A 13,402-nucleotide genomic window follows, 5' to 3' on the forward strand; every position below is an offset into this window, starting at 1 on the left:
AGGGAAAGCAGTTCCTAGGAGAAGACAGATAAAAACAAAAAGCCGGCACATAGATACGCCGGCTTTTGACTTTTCCTAAGACCTAGGAACTAGATCCTAGGACCTTATTTGATTTACAAACTAGGTAAAACACCTGCTGGTAAATAGCTGTTAAAGCTAGCTGTCAGTAACAAGTTTATCGATGCCTCGATATCCGGGCCGAAGAACCTATCCTTATCGTAATAAGAAACCACTTCACGTATTTCTGCTTTTGCCTTAGCCACTGCTGCACTTGGCTGTAATGGTGCACGGAAGTCTAAGCCCTGCGCCGAAGCTAGCAATTCGATAGCTAACACGCCACGGGTATTCTCAGACATATCACGCAGACGACGCGCCGCGAAGGTCGCCATAGAGACGTGATCTTCTTGGTTCGCCGATGTTGGCAAGCTATCAACCGATGCTGGGTGGGCATAGGTCTTATTCTCAGAAGCCAATGCAGCTGCAGTTACCTGAGCAATCATGAAGCCAGAGTTTACGCCGCCATTTTCAACTAAAAATGGAGGCAGTTTAGACAGGTTAGGATCTATCAGCAGTGCGATACGACGCTCGGCGATAGAACCGAGTTCTGCTAGGGCAATCGCCAAGTTATCGGCAGCCATAGCCACAGGCTCGGCGTGGAAGTTACCACCAGAGATAATGTCACCCGTATCTTGGAATACCAGAGGATTATCGGTTACACCGTTCGCCTCAGTTCCCAATACTTCAGCTGCATGACGAATTTGTGTTAAACACGCACCCAAAACTTGTGGCTGACAACGCAGAGAATATGGGTCTTGCACCTTCTCGCAGTTAAGATGATCTAGGCTGATCTCAGACTCTTCACCGAGTAGATGACGGAACAGACCGGCAGAATCTATCTGACCTTTCTGACCACGGGCTGCATGAATACGCGCATCGAATGGGCTACGACTGCCCATAGCGGCTTCAACACTCATGGCACCGATCACTGAACTTGCAGCAAACAGATCTTCTGCATTAAACAGACCTTCAAGCGCCAAAGCTGTCGAGGCTTGAGTTCCGTTAAGCAGGGCTAGTCCCTCTTTAGCAGCAAGTTCGATAGGCTCAAGACCCGCAATTTCAAGGCCTTCTTTGGCAGATATGATCTGTCCCTTATAGCTGACTTCACCTTCACCAAGCAGAGGCAGGCTCATGTGCGATAGCGGCGCTAAATCACCCGATGCACCCACAGAACCTTTTTCAGGGACACATGGGTACACTTCGGCGTTAACCAAAGCGATAAGGAAGTTGATCACCTCGAGACGGATACCAGAAAAGCCACGGCTTAACGAGTTAATCTTCAGCACCATCATCAGGCGAACAGTGGCGTCCTGCATGTATTTACCCGTGCCAGCTGCATGTGACAGCACAATTGAGCGCTGTAATAGTTGCAGATCTTTATCTTCAATCTTGGTATTGGCAAGCAGACCAAAGCCAGTATTGATACCATAAACGGTACGGCTTTCATCAATAATTCTCTGCACTATGCCTGAGCTAATATTGATAGCAGCAATGGCTTCATCGGCAAGCTCTAGGGTAATTTGTCCACGGCTGATGTCACGGATTTGTGTCAGCGTCAGCGTACCTGGTTTTAATACTAAATGGCTCATTTTTACTTTCCCTCTTCTAGCATCGGCAGGTCTAGGCTCTGCTCTTTTGCACAATTCTTAGCGAGTTCATATCCGGCATCGGCATGACGCATTACACCCGTTGCAGGGTCATTCCAAAGCACACGGCCAAGGCGAGCGGCAGCATCATCACTACCATCTGCAACGATAACCACACCAGAATGTTGGCTGAAGCCCATGCCTACACCACCACCGTGATGCAGAGAGACCCAAGTCGCGCCGCTTGCGGTGTTCAATAACGCATTCATCAATGGCCAATCAGAAACCGCATCAGAGCCATCGAGCATAGATTCAGTTTCACGATTAGGACTAGCAACAGAGCCTGAATCTAAGTGATCACGACCAATAACTACAGGTGCTGACAGCTCACCTGTTTTTACCATCTCGTTAAAGGCTAATGCCAAACGCGCGCGGTCTTTCAAGCCTACCCAACAGATACGTGAAGGAAGCCCCTGGAAAGCGATACGCTCACGCGCCATATCTAGCCAGTTGTGCAGATGTGGATTATCAGGAATAAGCTCTTTTACCTTGGCGTCAGTCTTATAGATATCTTCTGGATCGCCAGAGAGTGCTACCCAACGAAACGGTCCAATACCTTCACAAAACAGCGGACGCACATAGGCTGGCACGAAACCAGGGAAGTCGAATGCGTTTTCCACGCCTTCTTCGAATGCCATCTGACGGATATTGTTGCCGTAATCGGTTGTCGCTGCACCAGCCGCTTGAAGAGCTAGCATCGCCTTAACCTGAACCGCCATAGACTGCTTAGCAGCCTTAACGACTGCCGCTTCATCTTTTTTACGCATCTCGATAGCTTGCTCTAGGGTCCAACCCTGTGGCAAATAACCGTTTAATGGATCATGAGCAGAAGTTTGGTCAGTCACAACATCAGGTGTGATACCACGTTCTACCAACTCGGCGAACACATCTGCCGCGTTGCCAAGCAGACCAACAGAGACAGGCTTACCGCTCTTGTTAGCCTCATCAATCATGGCTAACGCTTCATCTACCGATGTGGCTTTCTTATCGACATATTTAGTCCGTAGGCGGAAATCGATACGCGTCTCATCGACTTCACAGGTCAATACAGAGTAACCAGCCATAGTCCCGGCTAGCGGCTGAGCGCCACCCATACCACCTAGACCACCGGTCAAGATCCATTTACCCGCAGATGAACCACCGAAGTGCTGATTAGCCATGGCAACGAACGTCTCGTAAGTGCCCTGAACGATACCTTGTGAACCGATATAGATCCAAGAACCCGCTGTCATCTGGCCATACATGGCCAAACCTTTCTTATCCAGCTCGTTGAAGTGTTCCCAGTTAGCCCAGTGTGGCACCAGGTTTGAATTCGCAATGATCACCCGTGGCGCATTGCTATGTGTCTTGAATACGCCCACTGGCTTGCCCGATTGCACCATCAAGGTTTCATCTTCTTCCAGACGCTGCAATACTTCGATGATCTTGTCGTAACATTCCCAATCACGGGCTGCACGACCGATACCGCCATAAACAACAAGATCTTCCGGACGTTCAGCAACATCAGGATGCAAGTTATTCATCAACATGCGCATTGGCGCTTCTGTCATCCAGCTCTTACAGCTTAGCTTGCTACCGTGCGGCGCAATAATGCGACGGCTTGGATCGTGTCTCTTATCCATCTTGAAAAACCTCGTATCAATTTGTTTGCTCTTTCTTTTATGAAAAGCGTTCTAGTTATGTTTTCTTTTACTTATAAAAATTTAGCTCTTACACCGCGAAGCGGTATCCATCGAAATGCGCAGCAGATCGATTTAGAACGTTAGATGACCACCCAAGCGGAACCTTGTGCCTGGATGGATTAATTTTGCGTAACTGACCACACCTTGGCGTGACCAGGTACGACGTAAAATTTGCAGACAAGGCTCGCTAGCCTCTATCTCAAGGTGCTGCTGATTATGCTTATTGGCGATCACCGCCTCTAAGGTATGTCTAGCCTCAGTAAGCGGTGCCACTAGTGACAGATATTCATGGGGTGTCTGAGCTGAAAAGTCCTGCAGCAAATAGTCTGGTACCAGCTTCGGATTAACGAAACGCTCTTCAAGCTGTAGCGGTAGCCCTTGCTCACAATGCACCAGTACCGAGTAGTAAACCGGACTGCCAGTTTCTAACCCCAGAGCAATGGCAATAGGCGCTATCGCTTCTATTTGTGTTAGCTCTAGCTGCTTAACGCTATAACCATGGCCTCTGTCTTTAATCTCATCGGAGATATTGCGGATCGCCATCATGGAAGATTGCGACTTAAGCTCGGCGACAAAGGTGCCTAGACCTTGGGTGCGCTCCAGCACACCATCATCGGTCAGCTCAGTTAATGCGCGGCGAGCCGTCATACGACTACACTCAAACAGTTCGGCCATCTGGTTTTCAGAAGGCACACGACTGTGCTCCTCCCATTCACCGGATTCGATACGGGCTAGAATATACTGCTTAATTTCTGCAAACTTTGGCGTCGCCATAGCAATCCTTTACTCTTAATTTTGCGATATCAGAACCTAGGTCCTAGAATCTAGGAACTTGTCTTCGAGCAATAACGCTTTTCAAATGATGAAATTTACCGCTATAATCCTAGCTTGTATATACAAGTAAATACAAGCTGGATCACAAACTTTCTTTTATTTAGTATTGAATAAGAAACAAAGTCAGCATAACAACACATCAAAAAGTGAGGGAAAAATATGTCTTGGGATCAAGTCTGGATTGACGTCAATGTGGCAACCATGTCTCCAGCTGTTTCAGCGCCTTACGGAGCAATAACTGATGCAGCTGTCGCAGTAAAAGAGGGCAAAATCGCCTGGGTTGGACCACGCTCAGAACTTCCTGAGTTCGATGTATTATCAACGCCTGTTTACAGAGGTAAAGGCGGCTGGATCACTCCGGGACTGATCGATGCTCACACTCATTTAGTCTTTGCTGGTAGCCGTGCCAACGAATTCGAACTTCGCCTCCAAGGGGCAAGCTATGAAGAGATCGCCCGCAGCGGTGGCGGTATTATTTCAACGGTTAAAGCCTGTCGCGAAGCCAGTGAGGCCGAGCTGTTCGAGCTAGGGCGCAAGCGCCTCAACGCCCTCGCAAAAGAAGGTGTCACCACGGTAGAGATAAAATCTGGCTATGGTTTAGATACAGAAACTGAACTCAAGATTTTACGTGTCGCTCGTGAACTCGGCAAGCATCATCACGTAGACGTGAAGACCACCTTCCTCGGCGCACACGCCATTCCGCCTGAATATAAAGATGACGTCGACGGCTATGTCGATCTTGTGATCAACGAAATGCTACCCGCAGTCATCGAAGAAGGGCTAGCCGATGCAGCCGATGTTTTCTGTGAAAACATCGCCTTCAGTGTCGAACAGACCGAGCGGGTGCTGACCGCAGCCAAGGATGCCGGACTGGATATCAAACTCCACGCCGAGCAGTTATCAAATTTAGGCGGCTCAGCCATGGCGGCCAAGCTAGGCGCCAAATCGGTCGATCACATCGAATATCTCGATGAGGACGGAGTTATCGCTTTAAGTAAGAGCGGCACCTGTGCCACCTTGCTACCCGGCGCATTCTACTTCCTGCGTGAAACCCAGATGCCACCCATTGAGCTACTGCGTAAGCATAAAGTGCCTATGGTATTAGCGAGTGATTACAACCCAGGGTCGTCACCACTATGCTCCAGCCTACTGATGCTCAACATGGGTTGCACTCTGTTCCGCTTAACACCTGAAGAAGCGCTTGCGGGTATGACGCGCAATGCTGCCAAGGCGTTAGGTATCGAGGATAAGGTAGGCGTATTAGAAGCCGGCATGCAGGCTGATTTCTGCTTGTGGGATATTACCACTCCTGCAGAGCTGTCCTACACCTATGGAGTTGGGGCTTGTGTCGATGTGGTTAAGAATGGACATCTAGTACATCAATGATTTGGCAACCTGAAGTAGTCAGCCTGAGCGATGAGGCTAGCTCATCGTTTTGGGTTGGTTTCATCTGGCCATGTGGGTAATTGGTGGTTTTATGGTGCCCATGGCCTTCTTTGTGTTTAATGCTTACACCAGCTACAGCATATGGATATGCGAACCACCTATCACTCCATGAAGACTCATTTTAAACATTAACTCGTAATGTTACCTATCACCTGCCGTGGGCTTACGTGCAGATACTTCTGCGAGACGCTGTGAAGCCATCCCTGGCCGCTTTACGGTTTCATCCCTGAAACCGAAACTCGCAGCTGCATCTACACTGGCTGAATGACAAGAAATATATCTCTTCGATTCTAGTTGGATCAACAATAAGTCATCGCTTTAATGCATTCGAAACTAGTAAGTATGATTTAGCCATACATAACCAAATTACCGTGTCGATACAACAAGTCCCCATTGGAAGGCGAGTAATCACCGTAGGTGGTTGTACTTATGAGCGAGAGCCAAGGATGGCGAACTGGCTAAGTAAATGGATTTACTTAGCCGATGGGTGTTGGAATAAATAGTGTGAGACCGACATGGATGTCGGACTAACTTTCGGGGGGGCTTGGGTGAATGAAAACATCGTTTTCCGCTTATGAACGAGAGGCAGGGATAGCCGAACTGGATGGAATTATAGGGATATAATTCGGATCATCGGAAACGTTAGCTATTTTCAAGTAAGACCGAAGGATCACAACTTCGCCGGGGCGTTTGGGTGGATGCAAGGGCGAAGGTCATGATAATGACCTCTCTGAGCGAGAGGTACGGATACCGAACTGGCTTTTAGACAGGGATGTTGTTGGCTAGGACGAGCAGTCCTCCTTGCCCTGGTGTGGAATGGAATTCCACGACTTTCTTCGGTCGTTAGACCGACATGCCTATCAGAGAAAAGCGATATAACTATCTCAGCGATAAGAGGCTGTTGCAGCCATGACAGTAACTATCAATCCAAACGAAGTTTGGAAAGCTAAAATTGATTAAATTTATGATCTCAGCATAAAACTAGAATCGATAATGTAGACCAAGTCCATATTGGACTAGACTGATATCGGCATAATACTTATCAAGCTCACCAGACTCTGGCTCTGTTTCATTGATCTCATAAAACACACGTAGGGCCAATGACTCCGTTAAGGTCACATCGACACCGGCGCCAAACAACCAGCCTGTACCTTTGTAACTCTCATCATTATCGTCATCGTCACTGTAAGTGGTATTGATGACTAATCCCGCCTTTAAGTAAACCGTGACACTGTCGGTAAAAGCATGTCGCACTACAGGTGAGATGCTCATCGCCGCCATACGAAAATCCCCTTCATCGACGAAGCTGTCAGTCGCGAAAATGCTCGTTTCAAGGCCAAAGCTATCATTGAAGTTATAGCCACCATAAACGCCGAGCCCTATCGCCGACTCATCAAACTTACCGATATTGTCTTCGATGCTAGTGCTATTAACTTGGCCACCCAGATAAAAACCTAGGTCTTTAGCGGCAAAAGCGGGGGTTGTTGCGGTGAGTAACATGCCTGTAATTAACATGCCTGCGAATAAATGAGTGTTGAGTTTCATTGCTATCCCTGTGTCGTTGTTCGTTACCAAATAACTTAATGGCAACTATCCTTAAAGTTAACTTATATTAACCAGTTACAGCTGTAAAAACAAAACATCACCAACAGAAACAAGCATAAAAGAGTGAATAAATTTCAGTGTAATCGAGTGACTATACTTCATCGCTCCTTTAACAAGGTGAGAGTAAGAAACCCAATAATTAACTCAGATGCGTTACTTTGCTCTTGATCAGTCTATTGAAACCATAAAGTAATAATACTGAAGACGAGGCTACAAGCGGGGTTACCGACGTATGAATGGCAAATAGTGAGCTAAAGTCGAATGTTGGCGATATAAGAAAGAAGCAAACGAACAACATGGGAAATTGCATTAGCAAGGCAGATAATAGGTTATCGGGAAACTTAGCTAGCAACTTTCGATAGCTAAAATAGAAAACAAAGGACAGAAAAACAATCAGGGTGACATCATGCAAGATCAACCAGAGATTCTCGATACTATTTATATGATAGTTCGGCACAGACTGTAAATATCTTAACATATGGTTTGCTGTATAACTGAATAGCTGCAAATTCGCTTCAACCAGCAACACCCCAAAAACAATCGCAGGTAAATACATGGCAAACTTGACGATTTTAGCTTTAACGCCTTGCCACTTTGTAACCAAGTTTACATTTTCCACTTGCTAATTTCCTTTAAGCAATACTGACAACAGAAGTGATCTCATCACTCCACAATATGCCATAGGATAACGTAAAATGATCAGCTGTAGTGAGTCTCCATTGCAAAGGATGATACAAAAGGAATGATGACCTTACTTCAACATTAGGGGAGAGATAACTCCCCCGTTCATATTCATTGAAGCGATATATATACCAATCGGTATTAGACTCTAGCGCAGCTAGAGCATCATGGGAGATTTGGAGTTAAGGGCAACATGATAGATTGCCAACAATTCAAACTACAACCTTAACAAGGTGCTGATATTTTGCCTTAGCACACCTCTGGCCGCCCACAGAGTGATAGCGATAATGAAGAGTAAGCTTAAAGTCACACACCCAGCCCATACTAGCGGCTGCAATAGAGAAACCCCCATAGATGCTTGACTAAAGCTGTCGAATATAAAGCTGATAAACACGCTTATCGTAATCGCAAACATAGTTAATGCCAGGTTCACCCATACCATACTCAGCATTAAGGTTTGCTTTTCCCCTCCGACAGCCAACATCACAGCCCACTTCATCTGCTCGCTTTTCACCGCATAGCTGAACTTGTTATAAAGGGTGCACACCACCAAAGCGAGAATAAACAAAGCCATCGCACTAGAGGTAAAAAACAGCAGCTTACCAGCGACATCGGTATCCACTATCTGTTGCACTAACGTATCGCCTGCACTGTAGCTCAATTTAGGTGATTGCAGCGAAGCCCAATCATTCAGATGGGATGATATTGCCACTCTATCTCCACCTTTGGTATAAAATACTGGTGCAATACGGCTGGCAAGAAGAGGATTTTGATCTTTTAGGTTCAAATAAATTAGCGGCTTCACGGTTTGAGCAATACCAAAATGAGGCTGAACAGTAACTATGCCCGCAATACGAACCTGTTTTTCATAATAGAAGCCTGACACCTTAAGCGCTAACCCTTTTGCGGCTCGCCAACTGCTTAAGTCCAGATCAGTCGCAAGCTGAGATGCCATGGTTTGATTGATCATCACACTATTCTCAAGCAGTTCTCCAGGGGTGGCGAGTCGAATACCGAGCAAACCAAAATAGTTTTCAGAAACATATAGGCCATTTATCGGCTTCTCTATACTGGTACCACTCTCCACTTGATACTTTAATGACTGAGCACCAAGTTGAGTAAAGCTTTTTGATGATATTGCTAACTGATTACCTGCAACCGACCACTGACCATTAAGCTGCTCAGCGCTCATAATCAAACTTAAGCCACCTTCCACCTTAGGTTGAAAACTTAAGATATCTTCAGCAATTTCAATAGAGGTGTATTTACGCCACTCCTCAGACATTAAGCTTAATGAAAGTACTGTGACCCCCGTAATGACCACTAACTGTAATAACAGAATAAATCGCGTAGCCCTTTGCTGAGCTTTGGTCATATGTCCCTGTTTACCCCGCGAGAAGGTGCCCTTTATCGCACCTTTTAGTGGCATCAATGCACAAACCATAAACAGACTAAGAGAGACACAAAGCGCGAGTAGCCACAGCCAGATATTAAAATTAACTCCATAACTAAAATATTGCTCATATACCGTGATACTGCTTGCATACTGAAGCACCACAAAACCGATAATAGGGCTAACAAGAGCAACGAGAAGCAAAGCAGAAAGATTTTCCCTTAACAGCTGATAAACCAGAGTTCTGCTATCGCCACCAAGCGCTATTTTAAGGCTCATCTCGGAGCGTCTAACAATACCTTGCTGTGTATAGGCCGACACGATGCCACTAAAAATAATAAAACCAAAGCCAGCCAATAACAGCAGTAAAATCCAAGCTTGACGTTGTAACACATCGCGGCCATTAGGATTCAGTTCCACCCCTTCAATTAACCATGGCTGATAGTGGTGATCGACAAAGCCGCCTTCAGGTCTAGGGGTCTGTTGCTTTAAGCTCGTATATGCACTCTGAAGTCGCTCCAGATCTTGTTTCTGTGACAGCTGTGCAAAACCATAACGGTTTGCTTGAGTCTTCAAAAAAACATCTGGGTTATCTTCAAACATATCTGGCACACCTAGCTGTAGAAAAGTATCTGGCAACCAGATATCTATCTCCATATCACCAAGCTTTTTCATAGAAACTGGGGCGCTGCCAGCAATTAAAAATGGGCTATCACGATAATATAACGCATCTTGTTGCAATGAAGCCGATGGCTCAAAATGCTGCTGCCAAAATTGATGTGAAACTATGCCTTGTTTTGCTTCAAAATTTGCCAACGAAAATGGTGCAGGTAAATCAAGCATCTCAATAGCATTCAGAGAGTAAAAGCCAATTGTTAATCTAGGCAACTCTTGCAACCCGAAGGTGATAGCACTGCGCTTGGTGGCAATGGTTGCCACCTTTTTAACACCAGATACTCCAAGTATCAGCTCGACCTCAAAGCCTGATGTTGGTTGCAGATTACCGTTCAGATCTTTATTAGCAATGGTCACTATCGGTTGGTTACTACCTACCCATTGAGGGCGATCACTATTGAGTAACCAAAAAAGGTTAATCACAAAACCCATTAAGCTGCAAAACAGGCATAAGCTAACAATTAGAGTCCCCCATATCCCACGCTGACCTCGCCACTTTCGCCAACCATATGCGAGATCAAACAGCATGTTTAAACCCCTGTTGCAAAATAGCTTGAATCTCTCCATCACAAATTTTATATGCTTTATGACAGTAAGCGGCAACGGCAGGATCATGAGTAATAATTAGCACCGTTCTGCCCTCTTGGTTTAAGCCACTGAGTAGCTCCATCACATTGTCAGAGTTAGCGGAGTCGAGGTTACCCGTGGGTTCATCGCATAAAATGATGTCTGGCTGACAGATAAGTGCCCTAGCGATTGCGACTCTTTGCTGCTGCCCACCAGATAGCTCAGCAGGAAAAAATGATTTTTTATCGTCTAAACCTATCTTGCTAAGCACCTCATCAATCTTCGCCTCATAGTCAACACGATTAACCGATTGATTAAAGCGTAAAGGTACAGTCAAATTCTCAGTTACTGTCATATCGGCAATCAAATTGAAGTTTTGAAATACCCAACCTATATGCCCATTTCGCAGCTGACTGAGCTGGTACGTTGATAGAGTGCTAACATCTTGACCACAGAGAAGGTACTGGCCACTATCGGCTTTATCTAATAACCCCATAATCGACAATAGGGTTGATTTACCACTGCCAGATTGCCCCAAAATTGCGACCATATCGCCACTATTAACCGAAAAATCGATCTGCTTTAAAACATGGTTCTCTCCAGCCCCATTAATAAATGACCGATTCAAGCCTTTTAGTTCAATGACGCAATTACTCATAGATATCAGCCACCATAATTTGAGACGCATTAGCGAGATGTTTAGGAACACGCATCAAAAACTGCTCACCTTGATATGCACCATCTAGCACCTGCATCTTTTCACCCGCTATATCACCAATATTGATACTACGCAGCTGAAATACCTCTCTCGATTCATCTAAAACAAACAGTGAATATTTATTATGTGGCCGAATAACACCTACAGGCCTATTTACCACCAAAGCATTCTCATGGTCTGCGATCTCTATACGTGCATTGACATCTATATTTGGCCTCACCGCCGCAGGGAGCTGTGTATTAAAACTAATATCTATTTCAACACTACCATTATTAACCGTTGGCTCTACTCGTGACACCTGACCAAATATCTCAACGCCCTTAAACTGAATACTGGCAATTAAACCTGAACTCACATACTCAGAATCAGATGCCGTAATATTAATACGCGCATAATAGGAGGAGAGATCGGCTATCATGCCTACAGCCTGACCTTCATCAACATGCCGACCAATATCAAGATCGTCAGACAGCTCTGTTAGCATCCCATCCATACTCGCACGGACATTAAGTTGTTCAACCTCAGAGACCAATAGTTCTCGCTGTTTAATCGCTTTTTCTAGTCGATACTGGCCCGAATCATCAATCGCCTTACGAGTTTTTTGCAATGTCTGCAGACGGCTGAGCTCCATCTGTAATATGGCATCCTCTTGCTCCCATGCCACCTGAGCTTTATGTAGGTCTAGCGTGGAAATAACCTGGTTCTCTTTAAGCTTTTTATGTGCAACTAGCTCAGCATTTGCTAATGCTAATCTCACCTTAGCAAGGCGTATCTGCCCTCGCTGATCATCAAGCGCCTGTATCGACTCCGCTTTTATACGTAGCTGATTCGCTTGCTCCTCAAGTAATGCTAACTCACTGGTTTCCATTAACCGCTCTAGTTTAGGGTTGTTAAGGCTTAATATAACTTGCCCTTTTTTGACTAAACTACCTGGTTTTTTAAACACTTCGACAATATGGCCGCCACTCAAGGCATTAATACCCCGTTGAGTACTGGGAACTAATTTGCCATAACCAGAAATAGTAACATTGAAGGGGGAAATGATGACTTCATCGATGAGATAGTCGTTATTGACACTGTCGGATGAGAAGGCTTGGTTACCAGAAAAAATAATTAACATCATTGAGATCGCGATTATCGACATTACAAAGGCAAACCAGCGTATCTTGCTATTTCGACTCCTATCCTTGGGGATCTCAAACATCATTAAATTCCATTTAATTTTAATACAACATAATAATTATAAACATACAATGACAAATTAACCAAAACAAAACAACATTGACAACATATTTTCTGTTTGATAGTTTATTTCACGAAGATCAAGGAAGTACTTCAATTATTTAACTCATATAAATTATATGGATATACCAATGTTTAAAACTGCATTAATTCTCTCTATTTTATTATTTACCTCTTCTAATGTTTTCGCTAAATGCACTGCAATTGGAGAAGGTGGAGGCGGTGGTGCAATTTGTTGTAGCGTTGATCGAAATGGCAATCTGTAATACTTTGACACTTTAGGATAACCGATTAAATCGGGGATTTAAAGCCCCCATGAATTAAAGAGAAAAAATGAAAACAATAATAACCATATTCACTTTTATATTATTCTTTGCAAATGTTCAAGCAAGCGAAAATCAATTAACAGCTATAGGTAATGGCGTAAAATCAAAACTAATGAAAACAATTTCAACGTCTACTGATAAACATAAATTTCCCGCTATATATGTTTATGACACCCAAAAACAAACCTTTCTAAGTAAACAAAACGCTGAAGCCTACCTGCTAACCTTAGGTGACAAAGCTATCTGGTCTAAACTTACAAGCCAATGGACAAAAGATACAAGTCAGTTTTCAACAACTAACGAGACTCTTGCTAAAGCCTTACCTATGCTGAAACTCGATCGTGAATTTCTTATTCTATACGATAATCTACCCACGCCGATGCTAGAGCAGTTTAAGGCGATGGACCCTGAGTTAATACTGAAAGATAGCACCCTAAAATCAGTCCTCAGCAGCCTTGATAGCTCAAGAAGCTACACCACTTATTAAGCGTCAAAACAAGGTTGAAAAGTATCCTAACAGTCATCGGATA

Annotated in this window: 11 protein-coding genes; 3 read left to right on the forward strand and 8 right to left on the reverse strand. The window is 44.8% G+C overall.

All coding sequences use genetic code 11. The features are described 5' to 3' along the window. Positions 1–113: 113 nt before the first annotated feature. From hutH to hutC, 3 genes are all read right to left on the reverse strand, one after another. A complete protein-coding gene (gene hutH / locus FM038_RS24760; protein WP_142873338.1) occupies positions 114–1,646 on the reverse strand; it encodes a histidine ammonia-lyase in 1,533 nt (510 codons plus the stop codon). 2 nt (positions 1,647–1,648) lie between these two features. Further along, positions 1,649–3,325 carry a urocanate hydratase gene (gene hutU / locus FM038_RS24765; protein WP_142873337.1) on the reverse strand — a complete coding sequence of 559 codons (1,677 nt, stop codon included), beginning with the start codon at positions 3,323–3,325 and terminating at the stop codon, positions 1,649–1,651. Between the two features lie 132 nt (positions 3,326–3,457). After that, positions 3,458–4,159: a histidine utilization repressor gene (gene hutC, locus FM038_RS24770; RefSeq protein WP_142873336.1), complete on the reverse strand. Its 702-nt coding sequence runs from the start codon at positions 4,157–4,159 to the stop codon at positions 3,458–3,460. Between the two features lie 219 nt (positions 4,160–4,378). Between hutC and hutI the strand changes: the two genes are divergently transcribed. Continuing rightward, positions 4,379–5,605 carry an imidazolonepropionase gene (hutI, locus tag FM038_RS24775; protein WP_142873335.1) on the forward strand — a complete coding sequence of 409 codons (1,227 nt, stop codon included), beginning with the start codon at positions 4,379–4,381 and terminating at the stop codon, positions 5,603–5,605. 1,041 nt (positions 5,606–6,646) lie between these two features. Here hutI and FM038_RS24780 read toward each other — a convergent pair. The 5 genes from FM038_RS24780 to FM038_RS24800 all read right to left on the reverse strand — a co-directional run bounded on the left by FM038_RS24780 (position 6,647) and on the right by FM038_RS24800 (position 12,511). Beyond that, positions 6,647–7,210: a porin family protein gene (locus FM038_RS24780; RefSeq protein WP_142873334.1), complete on the reverse strand. Its 564-nt coding sequence runs from the start codon at positions 7,208–7,210 to the stop codon at positions 6,647–6,649. 199 nt (positions 7,211–7,409) lie between these two features. Continuing rightward, entirely contained in the window at positions 7,410–7,889 is a 480-nt protein-coding gene (locus tag FM038_RS24785; protein ID WP_142873333.1) for a hypothetical protein, read from the reverse strand. 279 nt (positions 7,890–8,168) lie between these two features. After that, positions 8,169–10,547, reverse strand: coding sequence for an FtsX-like permease family protein (locus FM038_RS24790; RefSeq protein WP_142873332.1), 2,379 nt, complete (start codon positions 10,545–10,547; stop codon positions 8,169–8,171). Further along, positions 10,537–11,244 (reverse strand): ABC transporter ATP-binding protein, encoded by a 708-nt coding sequence (locus tag FM038_RS24795; RefSeq protein WP_223292965.1) that lies wholly within the window; start codon positions 11,242–11,244, stop codon positions 10,537–10,539. The genes FM038_RS24790 and FM038_RS24795 overlap by 11 nt, the downstream gene beginning before the upstream one ends. Then, positions 11,237–12,511, reverse strand: a complete 1,275-nt coding sequence (locus FM038_RS24800) for an efflux RND transporter periplasmic adaptor subunit (protein ID WP_142873331.1) — start codon at positions 12,509–12,511, stop codon at positions 11,237–11,239. Before FM038_RS24800 ends, FM038_RS24795 begins: the two co-directional genes overlap by 8 nt. Positions 12,512–12,677: 166 nt before the next feature. On the opposite strand from FM038_RS24800, the gene FM038_RS25355 reads away from it, so the two are divergent. Then, positions 12,678–12,812, forward strand: a complete 135-nt coding sequence (locus FM038_RS25355) for a hypothetical protein (RefSeq protein ID WP_272877521.1) — start codon at positions 12,678–12,680, stop codon at positions 12,810–12,812. Positions 12,813–12,879: 67 nt separating this feature from the next. Next, a complete protein-coding gene (locus FM038_RS24805) occupies positions 12,880–13,359 on the forward strand; it encodes a hypothetical protein (protein ID WP_142873330.1) in 480 nt (159 codons plus the stop codon). Positions 13,360–13,402: the final 43 nt, after the last annotated feature.

Source organism: Shewanella eurypsychrophilus, from assembly GCF_007004545.3.
Classification (GTDB): Bacteria; Pseudomonadota; Gammaproteobacteria; order Enterobacterales; family Shewanellaceae; genus Shewanella; species Shewanella eurypsychrophilus.